This is a genomic window from Micromonospora sp. NPDC048905, assembly GCF_040649655.1.
Classification (GTDB): Bacteria; Actinomycetota; Actinomycetes; order Mycobacteriales; family Micromonosporaceae; genus Micromonospora.
The window spans coordinates 15,482-41,821 of sequence record NZ_JBEZFV010000001.1 but is presented as its reverse complement, the minus strand read 5'-3'; the positions used below and the strand labels follow the sequence as shown (position 1 = coordinate 41,821).

Sequence of the window (26,340 nt, the reverse complement as noted above, 5' to 3'; positions counted from 1 at the left end):
ATGGCGGGTTTCGGTGAGCCGGGAGTCGACGCGGTGGACGCCGCGGGGCTGACCGTCGGGATCGTGGCCGCCCGGTGGCACGGTGACCTGACCGACCACATGCTGGAGCGGGCCGTGGCCGCCGCCGAGGCGTGCGGGGCGCGGTCGGTCGTCGCCCGGGTCGCCGGCTCGGTCGAGCTGCCGGTGGTGGCGCAGGCCCTCGCGCGTCGCTGCGACGTGGTGGTCGCGCTCGGCGTGGTGGTGCGCGGTTCCACCGCCCACTTCGACTTTGTCTGCCGCTCGGTGACCGACGGGCTGACCCGGGTGGCGCTGGACGAGGGCAAGCCGGTGGCGCACGGGGTGCTGACCGTGGAGACCATCGAGCAGGCCCGCGACCGGGCCGGTCTGCCCGGCTCGGCCGAGGACAAGGGCTGGGCCGCCACGGTGGCCGCACTCGACGCGGCGCTTGCCGTACGAACCGTCGCGGCGGGCAACGCCCAGCGGGTCGGCTTCGGCGGCTGACGCCCGTGCCGCCCCGGTCGTCTCCGAGGGCGGGCTCTCAGAGACGACCGGCCTCGATGATCCGGTGCAGGAACTGCCGGGTCCGCGGCTGGGTCGGCTCGCCGAACACCTGCTCCGGCGGGCCGCTCTCGACGACCCGCCCGGCGTCGAGGAAGCAGACCTGGTCGGCGACCTCCCGGGCGAAGCCCATCTCGTGGGTGGCCAGCACCATCGTCATGCCGTCGGCCTTCAGGTCCCGGATCATCGCCAGCACCTCGCCGACGAGTTCCGGGTCCAGCGCGGAGGTGATCTCGTCGAGCAGCATCAGTCGAGGTGAGTTCGCCAGTGCCCGGACGATCGCCACCCGCTGTTGCTGCCCGCCGGAGAGCCGATCCGGGTAGGCGTCCGCCCGTCCGCCCAGACCCACCCGGTCGAGCAACTCCCGGGCCTGCGCCTCCGCCTCCGCACGATCCCGCCGGTGTACGCGCCGCGGCGCGAGGGTGATGTTGTCCAACACGCTCAGGTGCGGGAACAGGTTGTACGCCTGGAACACCATCCCGATCCGCCGGCGGACGCGGTCCGGGTCCACCCGGGGATCGGAGATGTCCTCCCCGTCCAACTCGATGGTGCCGTCGTCGAGCTCCTCGAGGAGGTTCACACAGCGCAGCAGGGTGGACTTACCCGAGCCGGAGGCGCCGATCAGCGCGACCACCTGATGCTCGGCGACCGTCAGGTCGAGCTGGTCGAGCACGACCTGACCGCCGAACTCCTTGCGCAGGCCCCGGCACCGCAGCACCGCCATGGTCAGCCTCCCGACTGTCGGCGGGCCGCCCGCAGCGTCACCCAGTCGGTGACCGCGATCAGCGGGATCGCGAGCAGCACGAAGAGCACCCCCGCCACGATGTACGGCGTGTAGTTGAAGGTCTGGGCGGTGGCGATCTGGGCGGCCCGGACCGCGTCGATCGGCCCGGCGAGCGAGACCAGCCCGACGTCCTTCTGCAACGCCACCACGTCGTTGAGCAGCGGTGGCGCCACCCGGCGGACGGCCTGCGGCAGGACCACGTGCCGCATGGTCTGCCGGTAGGTCAGGCCCAGCGAACGGGCCGCGGCGAGCTGGCTGGGATGCACCGACTCGATGCCGGCCCGGAACACCTCGGCGAGATATCCGCCGTAGGTGAGGACCAGGGCGAGCCCGCCGAGCACCAGCGCCGGCGGCATGCCCTGTAGGCGCAGGCCGGGCACACCGAGGGTGAGCACGTACAGCACGATGATCAGCGGCAGACCGCGGAAGGTGTAGGTGTATCCGGCGGCCAGCGCCCGGACCGGAAAGAAGATCGGGCCGCGCAACGTCCGCAGCACCGCGATCACCAGCCCGAGCGCCAGCGCGCCGACGGCACAGCAGACCAGCAGTCGGACGTTGAGCCAGAGCCCGCCCAGCACCGCCGGCAGCGCGTCGGCGGCGATCGCCGGGTCCAGGAACGACTGCCGGACCCGGTCCCAGCCGGGCGCGCCGGTCAGCGCGACGACCAGCAGCGTGCCGAGCGCCGCCGTGGAGCAGGCCGCGACCAGCACGCTGTAGACGGTCTGCCGATGCCGGTACGCCGACCGCCGGCGCTGCGCCTCGGAGGGAACGTGTTCGAGCAGGGTCACCGCAGCTCGGCCGCCCCCGCGACCTGCGCGAGCCACTTCTCCTCCAGCTGCTTGAGCGTGCCCGCCTCGGTGAGCTGACCGACCGCGCCGGTGACGCAGGGGGTCAGTGGCGAGTTCTTGTCCAGCAGCAACCCGAAGGCCTCGGGCGCGCCGACCTGCGGCACCTGCCCGACGATCGTCGCGTCGGTGATCTCCGCGCCGGTGATGTAGAAGGCGGTCGGCAGGTCCACCACCAGACCGTCGATCTGCCCGTTCTGCAGGGCCTTCTTGGCGTCGTCGTTGCTGTTGTAGACCTGGGGTTTGCTGGCGGGCTTGAGCACGTCGACGATCGCCTGGTGGCTGGTGGTGCCGACCTGGGCGCCGAGTCGGGCGTCACGGAGTTCCGCCAACGACTTCCGGCCGGCGATCTTGGACGACTTCAACGCGATCACGGTCTGCCGGACCAGGTAGTACGGCGCGGAGAAGTCGACCGCCCGCTTGCGCTCGTCGGTGATGGAGACCTGGTTGATGTCGAAGTCGAAGGCCTTCGGCCCGGGTGCGATGGCGGTGTCGAACTTGACCCGGGTCCAGGAGACGTCCGCGCGGGCGTAGCCGAGCTTCTCGGCCACCGCGTACGCGACGGCGGATTCGAAGCCCTCGCCGTTGTCCGGCTTGTCCTTGACGAACCACGGCTCGTACGCGGGCTGGTCGGTGGCGATGGTGAGCTTGCCCGGCGTCCGCGTGGGCAGGCTGTCCTTGGCGCAGGACGGCGCGGTGACAGTGGGGGTCGGCTCCTTCTGTGGCGCGCATCCGGCGGTGGCGACGACGGCGGCACCGGCGAGGGTGAGCGCGAGGAGACGTGAGCTGCTGGCCATGGCCGACAGCGTAGAGGTATCGACCAGTCTGCTTGGGGTTTTACCCCACCGTGTTGATAGGGAATTGTCCGCTTGCTGGATTTCGGCGGACCCGGACGTGGGGTGCCGCCCCGGTGGCTGGAAGAATCGTCCACCGTGAAGACGTTCGAGGAGTTGTTCGCCGAGCTGCAGGCCAAGGCCGCCGCCGGCACCCCGGGCTCGGGCACCGTCGCCGCCCTGGAGAAGGGCGTGCACTTCATCGGCAAGAAGGTCGTCGAGGAGGCGGCCGAGTCGTGGATGGCCGCCGAGCACGAGGGGCCGGAACGCACCGCCGAGGAGATCTCCCAACTGCTCTACCAGGTCCAGGTGCTCATGCTCGCCAGTGGTCTCGACCTCAAGGACGTCTACCGACATCTGTGAGTGCATCCCCACCCGTTGATCGCCATCCGGATCGAAGGAGCACTCCCGTCATGCTGCGTGTCGCCATTCCCAACAAGGGCACCCTGGCCGAGCCGGCCGCCCAGATGCTGCGTGAGGCGGGCTACCGCCAGCGCACCGACCCCAAGGACCTCGTCTGCCGCGACGAGGCCAACGACGTCGAATTCTTCTACCTGCGCCCCAAGGACATCGCCACCTACGTCGGGTCCGGTGACCTCGACCTCGGGATCACCGGCCGGGACCTGCTGATCGACTCGGCCGCGCCGGCGGAGGAGGTCGTCGACCTCGCCTTCGGTCAGGCCACCTTCCGCTTCGCCGCCCGCCCCGACGACATCGCCTCGGTGCAGGACCTGGGCGGGCACCGGATCGCCACCGCGTACCCCGGGCTGGTCGAGCGGCACCTCGGCGAGGTGGGCGTCAAGGCCGACGTGATCCGCCTCGACGGCGCGGTGGAGAACGCCGTACGCCTCGGCGTCGCCGACGTGATCGCGGACGTCGTGGAGACCGGCGCCACCCTGCGTCAGGCGGGCCTCGTGGTGTTCGGTGAGCCGCTGCTGCGCTCCTCTGCGGTGCTGGTCCGCCGCGCCGCCGCGCCGGCCCACCCGCAGGCCGCGCAGCTGCTGCGTCGCCTGCACGGTGTGCTGGTCGCCCGCCGCTACGTGATGCTCGCCTACGACGTGCCGGCGGGTCTGCTGGAACGGGCCAGCGGGCTCACCCCCGGCATCGAGTCGCCCACGGTGTCGCCGCTGCACCGCGAGGGCTGGGTGGCGGTGCAGGCGATGGTGCTCCGCGACGACGTCCACCGCATCATGGACGAGCTGTACGAGCTGGGCGCCCGCGCCATCCTCGTCACCAACATCCACGCCTGTCGCCTCTGACCGTCGGCATCCACCGCTCGACCCCGGCGGTTGATCAACTCGGTTTCGCTAAGCGGGGGTGTCCGAATGCCTGGGACACCCCCGCTTCGCCGATGCCGAGTGGATCTGTCATTCGCGCCGCCGCGGGGTTCGAGGCGGTGGTGTCGACGCCCGTGGTGGGCGCCCGGCCCGCGCAAGGTCGCGCTCGATCATTGATGTAGTGGCCTCCAGCGCCACCGAGGCCACTACATCCCGGATCAAGCACGATCTTGCGCGGGCGGTGCGGCTTGCGCGGGGCGGTGCGGCTTGCGCGGGCGGTGTGGATTGCGCGGGGCGGCGCGGCTTGCGCGGGGCGGTGCGGGCTGAGCGGTGGCTCGGCGGGTGGTGCGCTCGACGGGCGGGTGCGGATGGCAGACTGGTGGGGTGAGTGACACCGAACTGGTCCACCTGAAGCCCCGTCGCATCCGCGTGGTCTGCTGGTCGGCGGCGGTCGCGCTGGTGGTCGTGTTCGGCCTGGTCGCCACCTCGCTGAGCGGGCCGACCGGCGACGGTTACGGCAGCTTCCAACGTGGCGACCAGATCGCCATGATCGGCCTGGGCATCTTCGGCGCGCTGGGCTTCCTGCTGTTCACCCGTCCGCGGGTGGAGGCCGACGCTCGCGGCATTCGGGTCCGCAACGTCATCAGCTCCTACGAGCTGCCCTGGGAGGTTGTCCGGGGAGTCCGTTTCGACCGGGGCGCGCCGTGGGCCAGCCTGGAGCTGCACGACGACGATCTCCTGCCGATGGTCGCCCTGCAGGCCGCCGACAAGGAGTTGGCCGTGGACGGGGTCCGCGCGCTGCGGCGACTGCACGAGGCGCACCAGGCCCGTCTCGCCGAGCGTGCCAGCGGCCGCTGAGCCGACCCCCAGCTGTCCAAGATCCGAGCAACAACACCGAAACTGCTGCCTCACGCCCGCCGGAGGCAGCACTATCGCCGATGTTGCGCGGATCTTGACGCGCCGTGCGCCGTGCGCCGTGCGCGGGCAGGGCGGGTCGAGCTCCCGACGCGCCCCGGGGCGGGGCCGAGCATCCGCCGCACACACGGGGAGCGGCGGGGCTGAGCGCCCGCCGCGCGCCGGCAGTGCGGGGTCGACCGTCCGGGAGCGCGGCGGGTAGGCCCAGCGTGGCGGGGGTGTGCCCGGTTTGAGGCCAGCCGGGGCGCGGGTGTAGTGTTATCGAGTCGACCGGGCTGTCTCCGCATGCGAGCAGGCAGCCTTGAAAGCGGAGCGCCTGCTCCCACCCGAGTCGCCGCTACGGTGGCCGGGTCCGGTCACCGGTTCCGGGCACGTCCCGGCACCGGACGTGTGATCCTGTGATCGCACCGACCGGTCGAGCGGGCCCTGGCATGCGCCGGGGCCTTCTGCTTTCCAGGTCGGTTCCCGCCTGGGAGCCGCCGGGGTCGGTACCTGAGCAGAAACGACTCGAGGAGGCCCCATCAGCGTCGAACCACGCGTGAACGAGCAGATCCGGGCACGTGAGGTCCGACTGGTCGGCCCCGAGGGTGAGCAGGTGGGCATCGTCCCGCTGGAGCGCGCCCTTCAGCTGGCCGCGGACGTCGATCTGGACCTGGTCGAGGTTGCGCCGATGGCGCGCCCGCCGGTGTGCAAGCTCATGGACTTCGGCAAGTTCAAGTATGAGAGCGCACTCAAGGCGCGCGAAGCGCGGCGTAACCAGCAGCAGACCGTCATCAAGGAAATGAAGCTTCGGCCGAAGATCGACCCGCACGACTACGAGACCAAGAAGGGTCACGTGGTGCGGTTCCTCAAGGCGGGCGACAAGGTCAAGGTGACGATCATGTTCCGTGGTCGCGAGCAGAGCCGCCCGGAGCTGGGTTACCGGCTCCTGCGCCGGCTCGAATCCGAGATCACGGACCTGGGATACGTCGAGGCCGCCCCCAAGCAGGACGGCCGAAACATGATCATGGTTCTCGCTCCGCACCGGGCCGTCAAGGCCTCCGCGGTCGCCGCCACGGCGTCCCGCGGTGCACCTCGGGACCGGGCAGCGGATGAGTCCGCCGCTCCGGAAGCCGATGAGACCGCGGCGGTCGGCGAGACCGCAGCAGCCGGTAACACCGGCCTCGCCGCCGACACCAGCGGCGAGTAACAGGGGAGAAGACGTTCCACATGCCGAAGATGAAGAGCCACACGGGTATGGGCAAGCGGGTCAAGGTGACCGGCCGTGGCAAGATCGTGGCCGAGCAGGCCGGCAAGCGCCACCTGTTGGAAGGCAAGTCTTCCACCCGTACCCGCCGGTTGACCGGCACGGTCGAGGTGGCCAAGGCTGACGTCAAGCGCATCAAGAAGCTGCTCGGCCGCTGACGCGCGCCACCTTTACGTTTTAAGGAGTTGAGATGGCACGCGTCAAGCGGGCTGTAAACGCCCAGAAGAAGCGTCGTACCCTGCTGGAGACCGCGAGCGGTTACCGCGGTCAGCGCTCCCGGCTGTACCGCAAGGCCAAGGAGCAGGTGCTGCACTCGATGCAGTACGCCTACCGGGACCGTCGCGACCGCAAGGGCGACTTCCGGCAGCTGTGGATTCAGCGGATCAACGCGGGCGCCCGGGCCAACGGGATGACCTACAACCGTCTGATCCAGGGCCTGCGTCTGGCTGGCATCGAGGTCGACCGCAAGATCCTGGCCGACATGGCTGTCAACGACGCCGCTTCCTTCGCGGCGATCGTGGAGCTGGCCCGGGCCGCGGTCACGGCCGAGGGCACCGGCGGCGCGGCGGCTCAGGCCGCCTGATCCCCACGCACCAGAGCGAGGCGTCTCCCGTGTCGGCACCGCCGTCCGGGGGGCGCCTCAATCGTGCCGGAGGAACGCACATCATGGCCTTCACCCCGCGTACCCCCAGGGTTGTCGCCGCCCGGCGGTTGCAGCGCCGGCGCGACCGCGACGCCACCGGCCGGTTCCTGGCCGAGGGACCGCAGGCGGTCCGCGAGGCCCTGGCGCGGCCGGGGGTGGTCACCGAGCTGTTCGGTACGCCCGCCGCGCTCGACCGGCACCCGGAGTTGGCCGCCACGGCGGCCCGCGCCGACGTGCCCGTCTCCGAGATCACCGACGACGCCCTCGCCGCCCTGACCGAGACCGTCGCCCCGCAGGGGCTGGTCGCGGTCTGCCAACACCTCGACGTGTCGTTGGAGCAGGCCCTCGCGAATGCGCCCCGGCTGGTGGCGGTCCTCGCCGAGATCCGCGACCCCGGCAACGCCGGCACGGTGTTGCGCACCGCCGACGCCGCCGGCGCGGGTGCGGTGATCTTCGCCGGCGACGCCGTCGACCCGTACAACGGCAAGTGCGTGCGGGCGTCGGCCGGCAGCCTCTTCCACGTCGACGTGGTCCGCGCGCCGGACCCGGTCACGGTGGTCGACGCGCTGCGCGCCGCCGGGCTGTCGATCTTCGCCACCACGGGGTACGGCGACAGCGACCTGGACGACCTGGCCGACTACGGTCGGCTCGTCGGGCCCACCGCCTGGTTGTTCGGCTCGGAGGCGCACGGCCTGCCCGAGGAGTTGACCGCGGCGGCCGACGCCCGGGTGCGGGTGCCGCTGTACGGGCGCGCGGAGAGCCTCAACCTGGCTGCCGCGGCGGCGGTGTGCCTGTACGCTTCAGCGAGAGCACAGCGCTGAGGTGATCGTGCCCGGCGTGACTGACAGCAGGGGAGAGCGTCCGCCCATGAACGCGACACGGCGTTCGTTTAGCCAGCCCGCCGGTGTCGGCGGGCGGCGGGCCTGACCTGCTCCCTGCACAACTCCTACCGGCGGGCTGCGGCGAAGCCGCGCGTCCGTAGACTCGCCTAGCCGCCCCGGTGAGGGCTGGCGCCGCCGTGAGGGAGTGCCCGTACGCCATGAGCTACCGAAACGATCCGTACGACCCGAAGCAGGTCGCCCTGCTCGACCCCGCCGCCCTGGACGAGGCTGTCGCGGACGCCACGAAGGCGTTCACGGCCGCCGCCGACCCGGACGCGTTGACCGCGCTGCGCTCGGTGCACCTGGGGGACCGGTCGCCGGTCTCCCTCGCGCGCCGCGAGATCGGCGCGTTGCCGCCGGCCGCGAAGTCCGACGCCGGTAAGCGGGTCAACGAGGCCCGCCGGGCGATCGAGACCGCGTACGCCGACCGCGCCGAGGTGCTGGAGCGTGAGCAGGCCGAGCGGGTGCTGGTCGAGGAGCGGGTGGACGTCACCCTGCCCTACGACAGGCGTCCGCGGGGTGCCCGGCACCCGCTGAGCGTCCTGATGGAGTCGATCAGCGACCTGTTCGTCGGGATGGGCTACGAGGTGGCCGAGGGTCCCGAGGTCGACCTGGAGTGGGTCAACTTCGACGCGTTGAACATCCCCGCCGACCACCCGGCGCGCGGGTTGATGGACACGTTCCACATCGCGCCGGAGGGGTCCGGGCTGGTGCTGCGAACGCACACCTCCACGGTGCAGACCCGCACCATGCTCAGTCGGAAGCCACCGATCTACGTGATCGTGCCCGGCCGCGTCTACCGCACCGACGAGATCGACGCCACCCACAGCCCGGTGTTCCACCAGGCCGAGGGCCTGGTCGTCGACAAGGGCATCACGATGGCGCACCTGCGGGGCACCCTCGACCACTTCGCCCGGGCGATGTTCGGTCCGGAGGCGAAGACCCGGTGGCGGCCGCACTACTTCCCGTTCACCGAGCCGTCGGCAGAGTTCGACGTGTGGTTCCCGGAGCACCGCGACGGCCCGCAGTGGGTCGAGTGGGGTGGCTGCGGGATGGTCAACCCGCGGGTGCTGCGCGCCTGCGGCGTCGACCCGGAGGTCTACTCCGGCTTCGCGTTCGGGATGGGCATCGACCGGACCCTGATGGTCCGGCACGGGGTCAGCGACATCCGCCATCTCTTCGAGGGCGACGTGCGGTTCAGCCGCGCGCTCGGGACCGGGGCGTAGGCGATGCGGGTACGAGACACGGGAACGGTGGTCTGACGTCATGCGAGTTTCTGTCAGTTGGCTCCGGGAGTACGTCGATCTCCCCGCCGACCTGCCCACCGGTGACCTGGAGCAGGCCCTGGTCGACCTCGGCATCGAGGTCGAGTCCGTGGTGGACCTGGCCGGGGCGGTCACCGGTCAGCTCGTCGTCGGCGAGGTGCGGGAGATCGAGGAGCTCACCGGCTTCAAGAAGCCGATCCGCTTCTGCCGGGTCGACGTGGGTGCCGCCAACGGCACCGGCGAGCCGCAGGAGATCGTCTGCGGGGCGCGCAACTTCGCCGTCGGTGACCGGGTCGTGGTGATCCTGCCCGGCGGTGTGCTGCCCGGCGGCTTCGCGATCGGCGCCCGCAAGACGTACGGGCACAACTCGGCGGGCATGATCTGCTCGGCGAAGGAGCTGGGTCTGGGCGACGACCACTCCGGCATCATCGTGCTGGGGCCGGAGGTGACGGCCAAGCCGGGCGACGACGCACGCCCGGTGGTCGGCCTCGACGATGTCGTGTTCGACCTGGAGATCACCCCCGACCGGGGGTACGCGCTGAGCCTGCGCGGCCTGGCCCGGGAGCTGTCGCACGCCTTCGACGTGCCGCTGCGCGACCCGGCCCTGACGCCCGCGCCGAGCGGCACCGAGACTCCGGCGTACCCGGTGGAGGTCCGCGACACGGTCGGCTGCGACCGGTTCACCGCCCGCCTGGTCCGGGGGGTCGACCCGAGCGCGCCCACCCCGTCGTGGATGGCCCAGCGGCTGGTCACCGCCGGCATCCGCAGCATCTCGCTGCCGGTGGACATCACCAACTACGTGATGCTGGAGCTGGGCCAGCCGATGCACGCCTTCGACGCCGACCGGATCGTCGGGCCGCTGGTGGTGCGCCGCGCCGAGGCGGGGGAGAAGCTGACCACCCTGGACGGCGTCCACCGGGTGCTCACCGCCGACGACATGGTGATCTGCGACGACACCGGGCCGATCTCCCTCGCGGCGGTGATGGGCGGCGAGACCAGCGAGGTCGTCGCCGGCACCACCACCGTGCTGTTCGAGGCCGCGCACTGGGACCCGGCGATGGTCGGCCGTACGGCTCGCCGGCACAAGCTGTTCAGCGAGGCCGCGAAGCGCTGGGAGCGGGGCGTCGACCCGGCCGTGGCGCTCGTCGCGTTGGAGCGTGCCGTGCGGCTGCTCACCGAGCACGGCGGGGGCGCCCCGAGCGCGGAGATCCTGGACATCGACCACGTCCGGCCGCGTACCCCGATCACGTTGCCGGCGGACCTGCCGACCCGTCGGGTCGGGGTTGAGTACCCGCCGGCGCGGGTGGTGGCCCTGCTGGAGCGGGTGGGCTGCACGGTGGCGCAGGGCGACGACCGGTTGTTGGAGGACCCGGGCGCTCTCGGTATGGCCAGCGGCGCCGGGGCGGCGCTGAGCGTCACCCCGCCGACCTGGCGGCCCGACCTGACCGACCCGGCCGACCTGGTCGAGGAGGTGGTCCGCCTCGACGGGTACGACAAGGTGCCGTCGGTGCTGCCGACCGCACCCCCCGGCCGCGGCCTGACCCCGCGGCAGCGTCGCCGCCGGGCCGTCGCCGGGTCCCTCGCGGAGCGGGGGTACGTGGAGGTGCTCGCGCACCCGTTCGTGTCGCCGGAGCTGGCCGACCAGCTCGGCCTGCCCGCCGACGACGCGCGCCGGCCCGCCGTGCGACTGGCCAACCCGCTGTCCGAGGAGGAGCCGCTGCTGCGCACCACGCTGCTTGGCCCGCTGCTCGGCATCCTCAAGCGCAACCTCGGCCGGGGTCACCGCGACCTCGCCCTCTACGAGATCGGCGCGGTCTTCCACCCGCGCGTCGGTGCCGGCAGCCCGCCGGAGATGGGCGTGGACCGGCGTCCCACCGACGCGGAGTTCGCCGCCGCCGACGCGGTGGTGCCGGCGCAGCCGGTGCACGTCGCGGTGGTGCTCGCCGGCGACCTTGACCCGACCGGCTGGTGGGGTGCGGGTCGACCGGCCGGCTGGGCGGACGCGATCGAGGCGGCCCGGGACGTGCTGGCCGCCGCCGGGATCCCCGACGAGCGGGTCGAGGTGCGCGCGGCCGAGTACGCGCCGTGGCACCCCGGCCGCTGCGCCGAACTGCGGGTCGACGACACGGTCGTCGGGCACGCCGGTGAGCTGCACCCGGTGGTGGTCGCGGCCCTGGAACTGCCCCGGCGCACCTGCGCGATGGAGCTGGACCTCGACACGCTGCCGCCGACCCCGGTGACGCCCGCGCCGACGGTGTCCGGCTTCCCGCCGGCGCTCATCGACGTGGCCCTGGTCGTGGACGACTCGGTGCCGGCGGAGCAGGTGCGCCGAGCGCTGGAGGCGGGCGCCGGTGAACTGCTGGAGGACGTGCGGCTGTTCGACGTCTACTCCGGGACGCAGCTCGGTGAGGGGCGCCGGTCGTTGGCGTACAAGCTGACCTTCCGGGCGCCGGACCGGACGCTGACCGTCGAGGAGGCGGTCGCGGCACGGGACGCGGCGGTCGCCGTCGCGGCGGAACGCCTCGGCGCTACTCTGCGCGGCGCATAACGGGACCGTCCCACAATCTCCTAATCCGTGGGTTCGGGTTCGAATCCCTGACGGCGCACCAACGATCAAGGCCCTGACCTCGGTCTTATCCTGGGTCAGGGCCTTTTCGTCTCCTTGCCGATGGCCCGTTGCGGCGTGGTGCTGGAGTCAGCGGCGTTGCACCGCGCTGCTACCCCTACGCTGGCGGTATGAGGGAACCCAGCGCGGATCGGACCTACGCCACGCCTGGCGACCTTCCGCTGCCGGCTGTGCTTTCTGAGCTACTGCGAAGCGTGCGTGAGGGCCAGGTTGTCTACCTGAGCGAGCGGGATGAGCCCGTGGCCGCCGTCGTGCCTCTGGAGGTGGCGAGGGCGGGATTGGTGGCCCTGGGCAGGTCCGACGGACCCCCGATGACGGCTCTCCGGTAGGTGGTGATGAACCGGCATGCTGCGGCACCTGCCGAGGCGATTCCCGACGCTATCCGCGCGGACGTGGAGACGCTCTGGCGCTACCACGACATGCGTCACGAGTTGCGCCCGTGCGACGTGGGGATCGGGTTGGGCAGTCATGACCTCGGCGTGGCTGTCATCGCGACGCGCTTGTTTCACGAGGGTTTTTTCCCAAGGATCGTGTTCACCGGCGCGAACGCCCCGACGACCGTCGAGCGGTTTCCGCGTGGGGAAGCAGTGCACTACCGCGAGTACGCCATCGAGCAGGGCGTTCCCGCGGAAGCAATTCTCGTGGAGCCGCGTGCCACGAACACCGCCCAGAACCTGCAGCACTCGCGTCAGCTCCTGACCGAACACCGGATCCTGGTGAAGTCGGTGCTGATCATGTCGCGGCCCTACCAGCAGCGTCGGGCCTACGCTACCTGCAGGCTGATGTGGCCGGAGGTCGATGTGGTGTGCGCATCGAACCCACTCGAACTGGATGACTACGTAAGTAGCATCGGCGACCCGCAGCGGGTGGTGGACATGCTGGTCGGCGACACGCAGCGGATCGAGGTGTACGCCGAGCGAGGGTTCGCGTTTCCGCAGGAGATGCCGGAGGAGGTGCGGGCGGCCTTCGAGCGACTGGTGGCGGCCGGCTACACGAGTCGGCTGATCTGAGCCCAGCTACCAGCGTGGCCCTCCCGACCGCACGCCCATCCGATCGCTGAGTTCGACGGCCAGTCGGGGCGGTCGGGGGCGGGTGAGGATGTCCCGGACGAGGTCCCGGGAGAGCTGGTGGTAGCGCACCTGGTCGGGGCCGATGACCTCGGCGTCCAGGAGCACCGCGAGCGCGTCGTCGATGCGGTTCCACCGGGCGAGGGCTCGGGCGGTTTCGATGGCGTGCCGAACCTGCCGCTCGACGGGCACGGTGCTGCTAAGCCATCAGGTGTTGCGAGGACCCCCAGAAACCGCCCACCGGAGCGGGCCTTGTCGTGTTTCCCGGGGCTGGCGTCGAGTTCCGGCGCCGGCGAGGACTGGTTCGACCAGTATTGGCCGATGGATGCCAGCAAGTGCGCGCCAGGGCGGCTGAGTGAGCCGATCAGGGCGTGATCGTGGCTGGTGTTGGCGGCGGCGAGACCTAGGCTGGCGGCGGTCCAGGCGAGGTCACCTTCCCCGAGCTTGATGAGGAACAACGCGGCGAACGGGTGCCAGCGTCCGCCGCAATTCCCCGGAGACGAGTCGTCGTCAGTCGCTCACGTCCCGAATGGCGCTTGCGAGGCTGGAAAGTTTCTCATCGGCGCGGCGGCGGCGGTGCCTCACCCACTGCTTACCTTCAGCCGCGATCCCCTCCAGGACGTGAAGGGTGTGGCTGAGTCCGGATGCGTCCTGTGACAGCTCGGTGATCTTTGTCGGGTCGTCCCCATGTGGGTCGGTCTCGCCATCTGGCACGCTCACCTGCACCGAAACCGGGTCGCCGTTGAAAAGCGTCAGCTTGAAGGTCTGCTGCTGTCCGGCGACCCCTTCGATCCGTACGGCGGCGACGGCGTCGAAGCGGTAATTGAGGCGCTGGGTGATCTGGCTCGTGGCCAGCTCGAAGTCCAGTTCGATGTCGACCTGCCGCACACCATCCTGGGTGAGCAGGAAGAGCAGGAGTTGATACCGGGAGTATCGCCAGGGGCCACGGGGATACCGAGCCCGCTTGCAGGCGCGGCCGGGTGCCTCGATGAATGCGTGCGCGATGACCTGGCTGGGATGCAGTTGGAATTGCCTCATGGCCTGGTCGACCAGGACCTTGCGGTCGTGTTCTAGCCAGGCCGCCATCTCGGCGTCGGTGGGGCTGTCAGCCAGCTTCGCCTGCCACTTGCGGTACGCCGCCCATTGGGCTTGATCCCGGAGCAACCGTTCCGCGCCATCGTCGGCTACGCGGCGCCGTTCGGCGATGATGCGGAACCCGGCACGTTTCGCCGGCACCGCCGACGCTACCGCCAGCAGGAGCCACATGACGGCGTGTAGGGGATCAAGCGAGATGCTGCCCGCCATGGCCAGGACGCCGCCACCGGTGAGCAGTACCAGGCCGCCGAGATGGAGGGTGCGTGTGCGGACGGGGAGACGCAGCTCCTGTCGGTGGGCCGTGAGAGTGTCGCGCTCCCACCGGTCTCGGACGTCCCCGACGAGGTGCCGGACCAACCAGGCGACGCGATCGGCTCCGATGCGCTGTTCCCGGTAGATCTCCACCAGCTCGTCACGCAGCTGCCTCCGTATGCCCGCGGTCTGGTCGAGCCAGTACCCGCGATCGGTGCCGCGCGGCACATATAGGGAGAAGTAGTGGTGGAACATGCGGTCCACCCTGCTCGCGAATCCGCCCGTCGGCGCTTCGGGACGGCGTTGGGTGGGCGGGCGAAGCTGTGCCTCCTTGGCGTGCATGCGCGTCGAGCGGTAGTGGCGATCGGCGCCCCCGACACCGAAGGCGGCGAGCCCGCCGACGCCGACGAGCGCGCCGGCGACGGGACCGAGTCGTCCCGTCGCCATGGCCAGCGCGACCAGGGAGGCGACGGAGAGCGCGGCGAAGGCCGCGGCGATACCGAACTGGAGCCAGTTGCGCACGGTCACGGCGGCGGGAGCCACCTCCCGGGTACGGGGCTGTGCGGGCACGGGTTGGAAGAACTTCCATACCCGGTTGACCCGGCGGTCGCTGGTGCGCCGCAATACCGCCAGAGCAACGGACCGTTGCCACATTTCGTCCTGGATCGTGCCGTCGAGCAGTGCCTCGAGGTGGCCGTAGACGCTCTCCCGCTGTCGATCACCCAGCGCGTCGATCTCCTTGATGACGAATTCTGCTTCGGCCGGGCTGACCGGGGTCAGCAGCCGAAGTACAGCCTGCACGCCGGCGGCCCACGGTTCGTTGGCATCGAGCGGCGGCAGGCTGCGACAAATGGCGGTGAGGCGGTCCAGCTCACCGTCCCCGAGCTGGCGCAGGGTGCGTCCGCTGAGGAGAGCGATCAACCGGTAGAACTGCATCTCGGTGGTCTGGAGGCCCCCGGCGGCGGCGCGTTCGAGCAGCCGCACCGCCTCGTCGCGTACTCGGGCGTCGAGGTACTTCACCCCAGCCTCGAACTGCTGCTCCGGAGTCGGGTCGGGGGGCAGGGTGTAGTAGTTGATGCCGCCGTGCACGGTACCGGCCTGCACACCAACATACGCGTCTCCGTCCGCGACATTTGTCGCCGTTTCGGTCGTCACTGGAACGCCTTCACCGCGGCGATGATGCCTGCGAGGTGTGCAGCCAACTCGGCCACCTCGCCGACGAGGCCCCGCAGCCGCCGCAGTGCGAGCAGCAGCCTGCTCCTGCTGCCGGCCACCCCCTCCCGGACGCAGTCGGCGGCGGTGTCCAACTCCGCTTCGGCGGCCTCGTAGGTGTCGTTGTCGAGGCCACCGTCCCGGTGCGCCTGCTTCAGGTCACGCCGCAACTCGCCTAGGCTCGCCGCCAGGTCGGCCGGTCGATCGGCGCCGGCGCCGATGACGACGCCGCCCTGAATCTGCCCGGCCTGGATGCCCACCTGGGCGTTGCCGGTGGCCACGTTCCGGTTCGTCATTCGCACAGGCGCACTCCTGTCGCTGTCGGTGTCACTGGTTGCGGGGGTCGGGGGGTTCTTCACCAGTTCCTGGGCCAGTGCAGCGGCGAACGCGGCGGCATGCCGTGCCGCCCGGGGCTGCCAGTTGTGTCCATCGGTGCTCGTCTTGGTGCCGTCGGCGTGGTCACTGATGCCCCGCACCACCACAACCGGCAGGGCACGGTTGAGGTGCCCGGCCTGGGCGACGCCCGCCGCCTCCATCTCGATCGCCAACGCGTCGTTGTAGTGCTGGCGGATCCACCGCGCCTGCTCCGAGACCGCCGAGTCCTGCACCACCTCACCGGCCGCGATGGCACCGAAGTGGACGGTAGCGGGATGGGACTCGGCAGTGAGCCCGTCGCGCCACCGCCCGGACCGTGCTACGTGGTGCGCGATCTGGTCGGCCTCGTGCGGGATCTCCCAGGCCTTGGGCCGGGCCTTGAGTCCGTCGTTTTCGCTGGTGCCGCCGTGGTAGGCGTAGACCTTGCTCGCCACCACCACGTCGCCGAGCCGGATGTTTGGCCACAGACCTCCGGCGACGCCCACGAAGAGCACGGCGGCCGGGGAGAACTCGGCCATCGCGCGCTCCGCGAGGACGGCGGCTGGGTGGTTGCCCTTGCCCACCAAGGCCAGCGCAACGCGGCAGCCTCCGCGGCCGAGCCCGCCGACCTCGAAACGGGTCCCGGCAGGGTGCCGGTGCACCGTGAGGTCGGACAACCGCTCGCAAACCGCCTCGTACTCCAGATTGAGCGCCGTGAGGATCACGACGAGCCGATCTTTGGTGCTCATGCGGTCTCCTTGTCCGCCGGGTCCGGTCCCGAAGGCCTGACCATGGGGGGATGCAGTGTGGTGTGAGGGCCCGGTCGGAACAGCTGGGCCGGCCGGCCGCCGTCCGTCCGTCGGGTCGCCTCCACCGGGACGATGAAGCCGTCCACGCTGCGAACCTTGCGGTAGAAGTTGCGGGGGTCGAGGGGTGCGCCCCATACCGCCTCGTAGACGGTGCGGAGCTCGGCGATCGTGAACGTCGGTCCGCAGAACGCGGTGGCGAGTGCGGTGCGTTCGAGCTTCTCCCGCGCCCGCTCGACCCCGTCAGCGAGGATCCGCCGGTGGTCGAAGGCGAGCCGGACGTCGCCAGCGAGGGATTCGTTCACGGGCCTCCAGTAGGCGGAAGAGGCGTCGGTGCCGGCGACGGGCTCCGGCAGCGCCGGCGCGATCGCCAGGTAGGCGACCGAGATCACCCGGCCCCTCGGGTCGCGCCCAGGTGCCCCGTAGACGCCAAGTTGTTCGAGGTGTGGCCGGCCGGCACCGAAGCCGGTTTCCTCGGCGAGTTCGCGGTGGGCGGCGGCGAGCAGCTCTTCCTCATCGTGGCCGAGGAAGCCACCGGGCAGCGCGAGCGCCCCACGGTGAGGTTCGACGCCGCGCTCGATCAGCAGAACCTGGAGGACGGCTCCGCGCAGCGTGAGGATGACGAGGTCCACCGCGAGAAGAACCCTCGGGGCGACCCAGCGATCGTCGGACATGAATCGACACTAGAGTTAGCGTCACTCTGACGTAAAGGTGCTCCAGCTGTCGGATTCCGGCACACCCGGGGTGGGCGGATCCCCGAGCGGCCGCAGCCAGTGCAGGCTGGATCTGAGCCCGCTACCGTCAAGGCCTGCCGGTGACGGCCTGTGCCACTCGATCAATCTGAGTGACAGGCTGGGACAGTTGAAGGCAAGGAGAAATCTTGCTCGTTGAACCCACGGGCAGGCCGGGCGCGGGCCTCGTTAGTGAGAAGGCGCCTGGCCTTCTCGCGTCCTCTGGCGACAGTCGCTAGGCGCGCAGGATGGGAATGCTGTCGAGCTGATCTTGGCGAAGGTTTGATCTGATGATGCCGGACGGCTGTCCCCGGCCGGGTCTGCAGGCCACCACCTCGTTCGGCGTGATCGCGTAGTCGACGCTGAAGTCATGGTCCGCGTCGGGCAGCTCATCGTCGAGAAGCTGGGTCTGGTGGATCGTGGTGGCGATGGCGGTCTGGGTGGTCACGAGTCCGGCTTCGGTGAGGAGAGCGATCTCCAGGTCGGAGTAGCCGGCGCCCTTGCCGACCCGCACGCCGCTGCGGCGACTGACAGCGACGCTGCCGCAGACGATGAGGTCCACCGCACGCATCTCGTCGGGTCCCACGGTGGGAGCGGCCTGGGGTGCGCCGCTACTGGTAGCAGCGGTCTCGATCGGTGCGGTGAGGCTGGCGGGGTCGAGCAGATAGAAGGGCTTGGGGGTGGCGAGCTTCGGGACCGCCATGTAGAGCAGCTTGCCTTCCTGCAGAGCACGTACCCGGACGGGAAGTTGTGCCCGGTCGGGGTTGCATTTGATGGTTCGGGCGTTCTTCCAGATGTCCAGCTCCGCGAGGTGGGCCGCGGCCTCCTCCTTGCCGACGAAGTCAGGGATGTGACCGTGCACGCCGGGTGGGGCGGCACCGTGACGTTCGAGGAGGTCCCACACGTGTTGCCGAACGGCGTGTTTGGCGCGGTCGATGTCGGTCACGTTGGTGCTCCTATGGGCTCATCAGGGTGAGGAGTCGGTCGTTCACATCCTGGACCGGGGGCTCGTTGCGCCAGGGGCGTAGCTGCCGGGCGGCGGCGACGGCGAGGTTGAGTCCGCCGCCGGCACGGGTCCGCTCTATGACGTCGATGGCCTGGTGCAGGTATGACGTTGCGGCGTCGACGTCGCGTTGGAGGATGCTAGCGAGGGCGAGATTGCCGAGGATGACGGCGGTGGACTTGCGGCGCGCGGCGATCAGTCGTCGGGCGTTTTCTAGCGCTGGTACGGCTTGGTCTGGCTTGTTGAGGGAGAGCCAGCAGGAGCCCGCGAGCCTCGTGTAGTGGCTGGGGCAGAAGATGTCGGTGGCTGGGTCTCGGGTGTCGACGGCGGCGAAGTGAGCTTCAGCGGTACCGAGAGCGTCGGAGCAGTCCTCGGTCTGACCGAGCATCGCGTGCGCCTCAGCGCGATGCAGTTGGGCGAGGCCAGCGATGACGTGACTGTCGCTGTGGCTCACGGCGGCGGCGCGGGTCGTCAGGACAAGGCCGACGTTGGGTTGCTTGGTGCCGTAGAGGGCGAGGTAGCTCTTGCGGAGCAACGCGTTGGCCTCGGTGACCGGGTCTCGCGTTTCCTGGGCCGCGCTGATCGCCTGGTCGAAGTAGGCGGCGCTGGCGACATGGTCACGCCGCTGCGAGGCGTCCCAGACGAGTTGACCCATCAACGTCGCGGACTCGGCGACTGCTGCCGCCAGTTCGCGCTGCACCGGCCCGTTGCTGGCGTGCTGGCGAAGGAAGACTGCCTGACCGTGTAGCTGCCCGGCCTCGGCGAGCAGGAGCGTCGAGGGCGTCTGGTCGTAGCGCTCGTCGAGGCGCCGTACGCGCTCCCGTAGGTGCGCCACAGCGATCAGGTCGACGCGGCCGGGGTTGCGAAGCACGTAGCCGAGACGCTCGTCGGGCGGTGACGGCGCCTGGCCGACGTCGGCCAACAGGTCGGCCAGTTCCTCGATCGACAGCTTGAGGACCGTGGCAAGGCGCGGCCGGTGCCAGGGCTGCGGGTCAGTCTCCGCCCGTTCCCACCGCACGATGGTGGAGCGGTCGACGCCGAGGGCTTCGGCGAGGCGTTCCTGGCTCAGGCCGATCGTCTTGCGGCGCTGCGCAAGCCGGTGCCGACGCCTGTCCGCCACGTACCGCCTCCCTTCGCCTCCATCCGTCGCGGTCCATTCACCCAGCTCACACCGTGCGACGCAATGGGGATGCGTCAGTTCTGCGCAGTTGCCGCGCTGGGCGGCAGCGACCACTGCGGCTTGTGTAGACGCAGGGCTGGAACGGGTGGGAGCAGACGCCGCTGTGCAAGGCGCGGCGGCCACGTGAACTCCCGCCCGTTCCGCCGCCATTCCAAGCCCGACCTACCGAGTGGGGATTGACGTGAGCGCCCATGAGCAAGACCGGCTTGATTCCACCGGAGCGTCTTCTGCCGCCCGGATCCACGACGAGCGCCTTGCCCAAGCCCAACGCCTCGACTCCGGGCGCAGAGAGCACACCCCGCTGCGGCCGATCTGGCTCTGTCGTGCCTGCGGCCAACCCTGGCCCTGTGGGCGCGCGAAGCTCGCTCTCGTCAGCGAGTACGACGGCGATCAGGTCAGCCTGTGCCTCTACCTGGCCCGTATGCTCCATGACGCCATCGACGACCTGCACAAGCTCAACCCCGCCACCACCGGGAGCGCCAGTGACATGTTCGATCGGTTCCTTGGCTGGCCCACCCGACGCACCCGCTCCTCCTGGATGACTGAGGCCGGCTCTCCGCGGCCCGAGGAGACCGAAGCGTGAGGCCTCCCGCTTGCCGGGTTGGCGATACCGCACCGTTCAGCCGATCTGTTCATTAGCATGCACTGCACTGCATGAACTTGCACTCGTGAGTCGTCCTTGTTAATCTTCGCTGCATAGTCATGCGGAGGTGGGTATGGGGATTCGAGTCGCGGTCGCCGGTGCGAGCGGGTACGCAGGTGGTGAGTTGCTGCGTCTGATCGCCGGGCACCCGGAGTTCGACCTGGTCGCCGCCACCGCGCACAGCCAGGCCGGGCATCGTGTCGACGTGGTGCATCCGCAGCTCACCGGGCTGGACCTGGTGCTCGGCCAGACCGACCCGGCGACCCTGGCCGACGCGGACCTGGTCTTCCTGGCCCTGCCGCATGGTGAGTCGGCGGCCCTCGCGGCCCAACTCCCGGACGAGGTGCGGATCGTCGACCTGGGCGCGGATCACCGGCTCGCCGACCCGTACGCCTGGGCGCAGTACTACGGCGGCACGCACGCCGGGCAGTGGACCTACGGCCTGCCCGAGCTGCCCGGCCAGCGGGAGCTGATCTCCGGTTCCACCCGGGTGGCGAACACCGGCTGTTACGCCGCGGCGATCACCCTGGCGCTCGCGCCGCTGATCGCCGACGGTGCGGCCAGCCCCGCCGACGTGGTGGTGGTCGCCGCCTCCGGCACCTCCGGCGCCGGCCGGTCGACGAAGGCGCACCTGCTGGCCAGCGAGGTGATGGGGGACCTGTCGCCGTACCGGGTGGGCACCCACCAGCACACACCGGAGATCAAGCAGGCCACCGGCGCGACCGGTCTGTCGTTCACCCCGGTCCTGGCGCCGATGCCGCGCGGGATCCTGGCCACGGTCACGGCGGTGCCGGCGCGCGGCGTCGACCCGCAGGAGGTGCTGGCGCGGGCGTACGCCGACGCGCCGTTCGTGCACGTGCTGCCGGAGGGCCGTTGGCCGCACACCGCCGCCACGCTGGGCTCCAACTCGTGTCACCTACAGGCCACCGTCGACGTCGACTCGGGTCGCCTGATCGTGCTCAGCGCCCTGGACAACCTGGGCAAGGGCGCGGCCGGTCAGGCCGTACAGAACGCCAATCTGATGCTCGGCCTGCCGGAGACGACGGGCCTGTCGATCTGGGGGACCGCACCATGAGTGTCACCACCCCGCGGGGGTTCCGGGCGGCCGGGGTCGCCGCCGGCCTCAAGGCCGGCGGTGGCGCGGACGTCGCCCTGGTGGTCAACGACGGCCCGGACGCGGGTGTGGCAGGTGTGTTCACCACCAACCGGGTCAAGGCCGCGCCGGTGCGCTGGACGCAGCAGGTCGTGCAGGGCGGCGTGGTTCGCGCCGTGGTGCTCAACTCCGGCGGTGCCAACGCCTGCACCGGCCCGGGCGGCTTCCAGGACACCCACGCCACCGCCGAGCACACCGCCGCCGCGCTGACCTCGGTGAGTCCGCGACTGATCCTCGGTGCCGGCGACGTGGCGGTCTGCTCGACCGGGTTGATCGGTGAGCGGCTGCCGATGCCCAAGCTGCTGCCGGGCGTCCGCTCGGCGATCCGCGGGCTGTCCCGGACCGGCGGCCAGGCCGCCGCTGAGGCGATCATGACCACGGACACCCGGCCGAAGACCACGGTGGCCCCCGGTGGGGGCTGGACCGTCGGCGGCATGGCCAAGGGCTCCGGGATGCTCGCGCCGGGGATGGCCACCATGCTCTGCGTCCTCACCACCGACGCGGTGGCCGGGCCGGCGACGCTGGACGAGGCGCTGCGGGCCGCGACGCGGGTCACCTTCGACCGGGTCGACTCCGACGGCTGCATGTCCACGAACGACACGGTGTTGCTGCTGAGCAGCGGTGCGAGCGGCATCGAGCCGACGCTTGCCGAGTTGACCGCGGCCGTGACCGAGGCCTGTCACGACCTGGCCCAGCAGTTGGTGGCCGACGCCGAGGGCGCCACCAAGGAGGTCGCCATCGACGTGGTCGGCGCGGCCGACGAGGACGACGCGGTCGAGGTGGGCCGCACGGTGGCGCGCAACAACCTGGTCAAGACGGCGTTGTTCGGCAACGACCCCAACTGGGGGCGGATCCTCGCCGCGGTCGGCACCACCGCCGCCGCCTTCGACCCGGACGAGGTGGACGTGGCGGTCAACGGGGTGTGGGTGTGCCGGGGCGGTGCCGCCGCCGAGGACCGCTCGAAGGTCGACCTGACCGGGCGCAACGTGTCCATCCGGATCGACCTGCACGCCGGCTCGTCCGCCGCGACGATCTGGACGAACGACCTGTCCCACGCGTACGTGCACGAGAACTCGGCGTACTCCTCATGAGTCTCAGCACCGACCTCGCCCGCGCCCAGGTCAAGGCGGAGACGCTGATCGAGGCGCTGCCCTGGCTGGCGCGCTTCTCCGGCTCGACGGTGGTGGTGAAGTACGGCGGCAACGCCATGACCGACCCCGAGTTGCAGCGGGCGTTCGCCGCCGACATGGTCTTCCTGCGGTACGCCGGTCTCAAGCCGGTGGTGGTGCACGGCGGCGGTCCGCAGATCTCGGCCATGCTGGGCCGGCTCGGCATCGCCAGTGAGTTCCGGGGCGGCCTGCGGGTGACCACCGCCGAGGCGATGGACGTGGTCCGGATGGTGCTGGTCGGGCAGGTGGGCCGCGAGCTGGTCGGGCTGATCAATTCGCACGGCCCGTACGCGGTCGGCCTCTCCGGCGAGGACGCGCGGCTGTTCACGGCGGTGCGCCGCCCGGCGTACGTGGACGGGTTGCCGGTCGACGTCGGCCAGGTCGGTGACGTCGAGTCGGTCGACGTGTCGGCGGTGACCGACCTGATCGACGCCGGTCGGATTCCGGTGATCTCCACGGTGGCGCCGGACGCGGACGGGGTGCTGCACAACCTCAACGCGGACACCGCAGCCGCGGCGCTGGCCATCGCGTTGCGGGCCCGCAAGCTGGTCGTACTCACCGACGTGGCCGGCCTGTACGCGGACTGGCCGGACACCACCAGCCTGGTCTCCGAGATCGTCGCGGATGACCTGGCCAAGCTGCTGCCCAGTCTGGAGTCGGGGATGGTGCCGAAGATGGAGGCCTGCCTGCGGGCGGTGCGTGGGGGAGTGCCCGCCGCGCACGTCGTCGACGGTCGGGTGGCGCACTCGACGTTGCTTGAGGTGTTCACCTCGGAGGGGTTCGGAACGATGGTGGTGCCGGGAGACGGGATGGTCGCGTCGTGAGCACGTTGGCGCAGCGTTGGAAGCAGTCCATGATGGACAACTACGGCACGCCGCCGCTGGCGCTGGTCTCCGGTGCCGGCGCCGTGGTGGTCGACGACGCCGGCCGCGAATACCTCGACCTGGTCGGTGGCATCGCGGTGAACGCCCTCGGTCACGCCCACCCGGCCGTGGTGGCGGCGGTGTCGAAGCAGGTCGCGACCCTCGGGCACGTGTCCAACCTCTTCGTGGCGGAGCCGCCGGTGGCCCTGGCCGAGCTGCTGTTGGCGCTCGCCGGCCGGCCGGGCCGGGTGTTCTTCGCCAACTCGGGCGCGGAGGCGAACGAGGCGGCGTTCAAGCTCTCCCGGCGCACCGGCCGCACGCACGTGGTGGCCACCCGGGGCGGCTTCCACGGCCGCACCATGGGCGCGCTCGCGTTGACCGGTCAGCCGGCCAAGGCCGACCCGTTCCGGCCGCTGCCCGGCGAAGTGACCCACGTCGACTACGGCGACGTGGCCGCCCTCGAAGCGGCGGTCACGGACGCCACCGCGATGCTGATCCTGGAGCCCATCCAGGGTGAGAACGGCGTCGTCGTCCCGCCGGCCGGCTACCTGGCCGCGGCCCGGCGGATCACCGCACGGCACGGCGCGCTGCTGGTGCTCGACGAGGTGCAGACCGGCGTGGGGCGTACCGGGCACTGGTTCGCGCACCAGGCCGAGGGCGTGGAGCCGGACGTGGTCACCCTGGCCAAGGGGCTGGGTGGCGGGCTGCCCATCGGGGCGACGCTGGCCTTCGGCCGGGCCGCCGACCTGCTCACCCCCGGCTCGCACGGCACCACCTTCGGCGGCAACCCGGTCAGCTGCGCGGCGGCGCTCGCCGTGGTGGCGACCATCGCCAACGAGGGCCTGCTCGACAACGTCAAGCGGGTCGGCGAGCGGCTGCGTCGCGGCATCGAGGCGCTGGGTCACCCGCTGATCGACGGCGTACGCGGCGCCGGGTTGCTGCTCGGCGTGACGCTCACCGCGCCCGTGGCGTCGGTGCTCGCGGAGGCGCTGCGGGAGGCCGGTTTCCTGGTCAACCCGGTGCAGCCGGGCGTGCTCCGGCTGGTCCCGCCCCTGATCCTCACCGCCGCGCAGGTGGACGCCTTCGTCGCCGCGCTGCCCGCCGCCCTGGACGCGACGGCCCCGGCGGCCGCCGGGACCGCCGGGACCGAGCCAGATCTTGGAGGGAAAGCGCCCCTCCAGGGGCCCAAATCTTCCAAGATCTCGACGCCGACCACGCCGACCACGCCGACCACCACGACCACCACGACCACCACGGGGACGACCGCATGACCCGGCACTTCCTGCGCGACGACGACCTCTCGCCGGCCGAGCAGTCCACCGTTCTCGACCTGGCCGCGCAGATGAAGGCGGACCGCTTCGGCCACCGGCCGCTGGCCGGTCCCCGTTCGGTGGCGGTGCTCTTCGACAAGCAGAGTCTGCGGACCAGGATCTCGTTCGACGTCGGGATCGCCGAGTTGGGCGGGCACCCGCTGGTCGTGGACACGCAGGTCACCCACTTCGGTCGGGGCGAGTCCCTGGCGGACGCGGGACGTGTGCTGTCCCGCTACGTCGCGGCCATCGTGCTGCGGACCCACGGCGACGAGCGGATCGCCGAGGTCGCGGCGGGCGCCACCGTGCCGGTGGTCAACGCGCTCACCGACGGCTTCCACCCGTGCCAGCTGCTGGCCGACCTGCTGACCATCCGGGAGCGGTGCGGCGGCACGGCCGGGCGCACCCTGACGTACGTGGGCGACGGCGCGAACAACATGGCGCAGTCGTACCTGCTGGCCGGGGCGCTGGCCGGCATGCACGTGCGGATCGCCGGGCCGGCGGGGTTCGCGCCCGATCCGGCCGTCGTGGACCAGGCGGCCCGGATCGCCGCCGACACCGGCGGGTCGGTACGGGTGCTGACCGACCCGGCCGAGGCGGTACGCGACGCCGAGGTGCTGGCCACCGACACCTGGACGTCGATGGGGCAGGAGTCCGACGGGCTGGACCGGATCACCCCCTTCCTGCCGTACCAGGTCAACAAGGAACTGCTCGGTCAGGCCGCGCCGGACGCGATCGTGCTGCACTGCCTGCCGGCGCACCGTGGTGAGGAGATCACCGACGAGGTGCTCGACGGGCCGCAGAGCGCGGTCTTCGACCAGGCGGAGAACCGGCTGCACGCGCAAAAGGCGCTGCTGGCGTTCCTGCTGGAAATCGCGACCGGTGACGGCGCGACCGGTGACGCCGCGACCGGGGAGCGGCGATGACCGGGCCGTTGACCCGCGCGGCCCGGCACGCCCGGATCGTGGAGTTGATCCGTGACGGGGCGATCCGGTCGCAGACCGAGTTGGCGGACCTGCTCGCCGCCGACGGTGTCGTGGTCACCCAGGCCACCCTCTCGCGGGACCTGGAGGAGTTGGGCGCGGTCAAGGTGCGTGGCGGTGACGGACCGGCCGTCTACCTGATCCCGGAGGACGGCCAGCGACCGCTGCGCGACGCCGAGGCAGCTCCGGCGCGGCTGGTGCGGTTGCTGCGCGAGCTGCTCAACGGGGTCGACTCCAGCGGCAACATCGCGGTGCTGCGGACCCCGCCGGGCGCGGCCCAGTACCTGGCCAGCGCGTTGGACCGGGCGGGTCTGCCCGAGATCGTCGGCACCATCGCCGGCGACGACACCATCCTCGTGGTGGCCCGCGAGGCCATCGGCGGGGCCGCGCTCGGCGAGAAGCTCGCCGGTTGGGCACGCCGGGACGACACCGCCGAAGGGAACCTCCCGTCATGACCGAGCGGGTCGTGCTCGCGTACTCCGGAGGGTTGGACATCGGAGACACGTTCGGCCAGTCCCTGGCCAAGGGCTTCGTGCAGCTGTGGGGGCTGCCGAGCCGGATGGCCGCCGCTCGGGACGCCCGTTGGGCGGTGGCGGACAGTGACCGGTGCGAGCGCGAACGCAGTGAGTGAGCCCCGCAGTCGCGA

Annotated in this window: 28 protein-coding genes; 19 read left to right on the top strand and 9 right to left on the bottom strand. The window is 71.1% G+C overall.

Annotation, left to right across the window (positions count from 1 at the left end; genetic code table 11):
• Entirely contained in the window at positions 1–501 is a 501-nt protein-coding gene (gene ribH / locus AB0C01_RS00230; protein WP_357254941.1) for a 6,7-dimethyl-8-ribityllumazine synthase, read from the top strand.
• Between the two features lie 37 nt (positions 502–538).
• Here the strand turns inward: ribH and AB0C01_RS00225 are convergent, their stop codons facing one another.
• From AB0C01_RS00225 to AB0C01_RS00215, 3 genes are read right to left on the bottom strand one after another with little or no spacing between them, the layout of a single operon-like run.
• Entirely contained in the window at positions 539–1,282 is a 744-nt protein-coding gene (locus AB0C01_RS00225) for an amino acid ABC transporter ATP-binding protein (RefSeq protein ID WP_357254872.1), read from the bottom strand.
• Positions 1,283–1,284: 2 nt separating this feature from the next.
• Complete coding sequence (locus AB0C01_RS00220) at positions 1,285–2,130, bottom strand: amino acid ABC transporter permease (protein ID WP_357254873.1); 846 nt, start codon at positions 2,128–2,130, stop codon at positions 1,285–1,287.
• Positions 2,127–2,984, bottom strand: coding sequence for an ABC transporter substrate-binding protein (locus tag AB0C01_RS00215; RefSeq protein WP_357254874.1), 858 nt, complete (start codon positions 2,982–2,984; stop codon positions 2,127–2,129). The genes AB0C01_RS00220 and AB0C01_RS00215 overlap by 4 nt, the downstream gene beginning before the upstream one ends.
• A gap of 117 nt (positions 2,985–3,101) precedes the next feature.
• Between AB0C01_RS00215 and AB0C01_RS00210 the strand changes: the two genes are divergently transcribed.
• The 10 genes from AB0C01_RS00210 to AB0C01_RS00165 all read left to right on the top strand — a co-directional run bounded on the left by AB0C01_RS00210 (position 3,102) and on the right by AB0C01_RS00165 (position 12,883).
• Positions 3,102–3,383, top strand: a complete 282-nt coding sequence (locus AB0C01_RS00210) for a phosphoribosyl-ATP diphosphatase (protein ID WP_355030129.1) — start codon at positions 3,102–3,104, stop codon at positions 3,381–3,383.
• 50 nt (positions 3,384–3,433) lie between these two features.
• The gene (hisG, locus tag AB0C01_RS00205; protein ID WP_357254876.1) at positions 3,434–4,279 is read left to right on the top strand and encodes an ATP phosphoribosyltransferase; all 846 of its coding nucleotides are present in this window, start codon (positions 3,434–3,436) and stop codon (positions 4,277–4,279) included.
• 402 nt (positions 4,280–4,681) lie between these two features.
• Positions 4,682–5,155 carry a PH domain-containing protein gene (locus AB0C01_RS00200; RefSeq protein WP_357254878.1) on the top strand — a complete coding sequence of 158 codons (474 nt, stop codon included), beginning with the start codon at positions 4,682–4,684 and terminating at the stop codon, positions 5,153–5,155.
• A gap of 595 nt (positions 5,156–5,750) precedes the next feature.
• Positions 5,751–6,401 carry a translation initiation factor IF-3 gene (gene infC / locus AB0C01_RS00195; protein WP_357254880.1) on the top strand — a complete coding sequence of 217 codons (651 nt, stop codon included), beginning with the start codon at positions 5,751–5,753 and terminating at the stop codon, positions 6,399–6,401.
• A gap of 20 nt (positions 6,402–6,421) precedes the next feature.
• Positions 6,422–6,616, top strand: a complete 195-nt coding sequence (gene rpmI, locus AB0C01_RS00190; RefSeq protein WP_110566082.1) for a 50S ribosomal protein L35 — start codon at positions 6,422–6,424, stop codon at positions 6,614–6,616.
• Positions 6,617–6,648: 32 nt separating this feature from the next.
• A complete protein-coding gene (rplT, locus tag AB0C01_RS00185; protein WP_007458417.1) occupies positions 6,649–7,041 on the top strand; it encodes a 50S ribosomal protein L20 in 393 nt (130 codons plus the stop codon).
• Positions 7,042–7,070: 29 nt separating this feature from the next.
• Complete coding sequence (locus AB0C01_RS00180) at positions 7,071–7,922, top strand: RNA methyltransferase (protein ID WP_357569830.1); 852 nt, start codon at positions 7,071–7,073, stop codon at positions 7,920–7,922.
• Positions 7,923–8,140: 218 nt separating this feature from the next.
• Complete coding sequence (gene pheS, locus AB0C01_RS00175) at positions 8,141–9,208, top strand: phenylalanine--tRNA ligase subunit alpha (protein ID WP_357254884.1); 1,068 nt, start codon at positions 8,141–8,143, stop codon at positions 9,206–9,208.
• Positions 9,209–9,248: 40 nt separating this feature from the next.
• The gene (gene pheT / locus AB0C01_RS00170) at positions 9,249–11,795 is read left to right on the top strand and encodes a phenylalanine--tRNA ligase subunit beta (RefSeq protein ID WP_357569829.1); all 2,547 of its coding nucleotides are present in this window, start codon (positions 9,249–9,251) and stop codon (positions 11,793–11,795) included.
• A 407-nt stretch (positions 11,796–12,202) separates the two neighbouring features.
• Complete coding sequence (locus tag AB0C01_RS00165; protein WP_357569828.1) at positions 12,203–12,883, top strand: YdcF family protein; 681 nt, start codon at positions 12,203–12,205, stop codon at positions 12,881–12,883.
• A 6-nt stretch (positions 12,884–12,889) separates the two neighbouring features.
• Here AB0C01_RS00165 and AB0C01_RS00160 read toward each other — a convergent pair whose 3' ends face one another.
• From AB0C01_RS00160 to AB0C01_RS00135, 6 genes are all read right to left on the bottom strand, one after another.
• Positions 12,890–13,132, bottom strand: coding sequence for a hypothetical protein (locus tag AB0C01_RS00160; protein WP_357569827.1), 243 nt, complete (start codon positions 13,130–13,132; stop codon positions 12,890–12,892).
• Positions 13,133–13,450: 318 nt separating this feature from the next.
• Positions 13,451–15,442: a hypothetical protein gene (locus tag AB0C01_RS00155; protein WP_357569826.1), complete on the bottom strand. Its 1,992-nt coding sequence runs from the start codon at positions 15,440–15,442 to the stop codon at positions 13,451–13,453.
• Entirely contained in the window at positions 15,439–16,602 is a 1,164-nt protein-coding gene (locus AB0C01_RS00150) for a 5'-methylthioadenosine/S-adenosylhomocysteine nucleosidase (RefSeq protein WP_357569825.1), read from the bottom strand. The genes AB0C01_RS00155 and AB0C01_RS00150 overlap by 4 nt, the downstream gene beginning before the upstream one ends.
• Positions 16,599–17,333, bottom strand: a complete 735-nt coding sequence (locus AB0C01_RS00145) for an NUDIX domain-containing protein (RefSeq protein ID WP_357569824.1) — start codon at positions 17,331–17,333, stop codon at positions 16,599–16,601. The genes AB0C01_RS00150 and AB0C01_RS00145 overlap by 4 nt, the downstream gene beginning before the upstream one ends.
• Before the next feature lie 292 nt (positions 17,334–17,625).
• A complete protein-coding gene (locus tag AB0C01_RS00140; protein ID WP_357569823.1) occupies positions 17,626–18,336 on the bottom strand; it encodes a 5-formyltetrahydrofolate cyclo-ligase in 711 nt (236 codons plus the stop codon).
• Between the two features lie 10 nt (positions 18,337–18,346).
• On the bottom strand, positions 18,347–19,513 hold the full coding sequence (locus AB0C01_RS00135) for a helix-turn-helix transcriptional regulator (protein ID WP_357569822.1): 1,167 nt from the start codon (positions 19,511–19,513) through the stop codon (positions 18,347–18,349).
• A gap of 298 nt (positions 19,514–19,811) precedes the next feature.
• Between AB0C01_RS00135 and AB0C01_RS00130 the strand changes: the two genes are divergently transcribed.
• The 8 genes from AB0C01_RS00130 to AB0C01_RS00095 all read left to right on the top strand — a co-directional run bounded on the left by AB0C01_RS00130 (position 19,812) and on the right by AB0C01_RS00095 (position 26,325).
• The gene (locus AB0C01_RS00130; RefSeq protein WP_357570239.1) at positions 19,812–20,156 is read left to right on the top strand and encodes a hypothetical protein; all 345 of its coding nucleotides are present in this window, start codon (positions 19,812–19,814) and stop codon (positions 20,154–20,156) included.
• Positions 20,157–20,289: 133 nt separating this feature from the next.
• On the top strand, positions 20,290–21,291 hold the full coding sequence (gene argC / locus AB0C01_RS00125) for an N-acetyl-gamma-glutamyl-phosphate reductase (protein ID WP_357254894.1): 1,002 nt from the start codon (positions 20,290–20,292) through the stop codon (positions 21,289–21,291).
• Positions 21,288–22,460 carry a bifunctional glutamate N-acetyltransferase/amino-acid acetyltransferase ArgJ gene (gene argJ, locus AB0C01_RS00120; protein ID WP_357569821.1) on the top strand — a complete coding sequence of 391 codons (1,173 nt, stop codon included), beginning with the start codon at positions 21,288–21,290 and terminating at the stop codon, positions 22,458–22,460. The genes argC and argJ overlap by 4 nt, the downstream gene beginning before the upstream one ends.
• The gene (gene argB, locus AB0C01_RS00115) at positions 22,457–23,362 is read left to right on the top strand and encodes an acetylglutamate kinase (RefSeq protein ID WP_357254898.1); all 906 of its coding nucleotides are present in this window, start codon (positions 22,457–22,459) and stop codon (positions 23,360–23,362) included. Before argJ ends, argB begins: the two co-directional genes overlap by 4 nt.
• The gene (locus AB0C01_RS00110) at positions 23,359–24,672 is read left to right on the top strand and encodes an acetylornithine transaminase (protein WP_357569820.1); all 1,314 of its coding nucleotides are present in this window, start codon (positions 23,359–23,361) and stop codon (positions 24,670–24,672) included. Before argB ends, AB0C01_RS00110 begins: the two co-directional genes overlap by 4 nt.
• Positions 24,669–25,637 carry an ornithine carbamoyltransferase gene (gene argF, locus AB0C01_RS00105; protein WP_357569819.1) on the top strand — a complete coding sequence of 323 codons (969 nt, stop codon included), beginning with the start codon at positions 24,669–24,671 and terminating at the stop codon, positions 25,635–25,637. Before AB0C01_RS00110 ends, argF begins: the two co-directional genes overlap by 4 nt.
• Positions 25,634–26,149 (top strand): arginine repressor, encoded by a 516-nt coding sequence (locus AB0C01_RS00100; RefSeq protein ID WP_357254903.1) that lies wholly within the window; start codon positions 25,634–25,636, stop codon positions 26,147–26,149. The genes argF and AB0C01_RS00100 overlap by 4 nt, the downstream gene beginning before the upstream one ends.
• Positions 26,146–26,325, top strand: coding sequence for a hypothetical protein (locus tag AB0C01_RS00095; protein WP_357570259.1), 180 nt, complete (start codon positions 26,146–26,148; stop codon positions 26,323–26,325). The genes AB0C01_RS00100 and AB0C01_RS00095 overlap by 4 nt, the downstream gene beginning before the upstream one ends.
• Positions 26,326–26,340: the final 15 nt, after the last annotated feature.

Coding starts and splice junctions, on each gene's coding strand:
- ribH (WP_357254941.1), top strand. CDS start 1: ATGGCGGGTTTCGGTGAGCCGGGAGTCGACGCGGTGGACGCCGCGGGG.
- AB0C01_RS00225 (WP_357254872.1), bottom strand. CDS start 1,282: ATGGCGGTGCTGCGGTGCCGGGGCCTGCGCAAGGAGTTCGGCGGTCAG.
- AB0C01_RS00215 (WP_357254874.1), bottom strand. CDS start 2,984: ATGGCCAGCAGCTCACGTCTCCTCGCGCTCACCCTCGCCGGTGCCGCC.
- hisG (WP_357254876.1), top strand. CDS start 3,434: ATGCTGCGTGTCGCCATTCCCAACAAGGGCACCCTGGCCGAGCCGGCC.
- rpmI (WP_110566082.1), top strand. CDS start 6,422: ATGCCGAAGATGAAGAGCCACACGGGTATGGGCAAGCGGGTCAAGGTG.
- rplT (WP_007458417.1), top strand. CDS start 6,649: ATGGCACGCGTCAAGCGGGCTGTAAACGCCCAGAAGAAGCGTCGTACC.
- pheS (WP_357254884.1), top strand. CDS start 8,141: ATGAGCTACCGAAACGATCCGTACGACCCGAAGCAGGTCGCCCTGCTC.
- pheT (WP_357569829.1), top strand. CDS start 9,249: ATGCGAGTTTCTGTCAGTTGGCTCCGGGAGTACGTCGATCTCCCCGCC.
- AB0C01_RS00150 (WP_357569825.1), bottom strand. CDS start 16,602: ATGAGCACCAAAGATCGGCTCGTCGTGATCCTCACGGCGCTCAATCTG.
- AB0C01_RS00145 (WP_357569824.1), bottom strand. CDS start 17,333: ATGTCCGACGATCGCTGGGTCGCCCCGAGGGTTCTTCTCGCGGTGGAC.
- argC (WP_357254894.1), top strand. CDS start 20,290: ATGGGGATTCGAGTCGCGGTCGCCGGTGCGAGCGGGTACGCAGGTGGT.
- argJ (WP_357569821.1), top strand. CDS start 21,288: ATGAGTGTCACCACCCCGCGGGGGTTCCGGGCGGCCGGGGTCGCCGCC.
- argB (WP_357254898.1), top strand. CDS start 22,457: ATGAGTCTCAGCACCGACCTCGCCCGCGCCCAGGTCAAGGCGGAGACG.
- argF (WP_357569819.1), top strand. CDS start 24,669: ATGACCCGGCACTTCCTGCGCGACGACGACCTCTCGCCGGCCGAGCAG.
- AB0C01_RS00100 (WP_357254903.1), top strand. CDS start 25,634: ATGACCGGGCCGTTGACCCGCGCGGCCCGGCACGCCCGGATCGTGGAG.
- AB0C01_RS00095 (WP_357570259.1), top strand. CDS start 26,146: ATGACCGAGCGGGTCGTGCTCGCGTACTCCGGAGGGTTGGACATCGGA.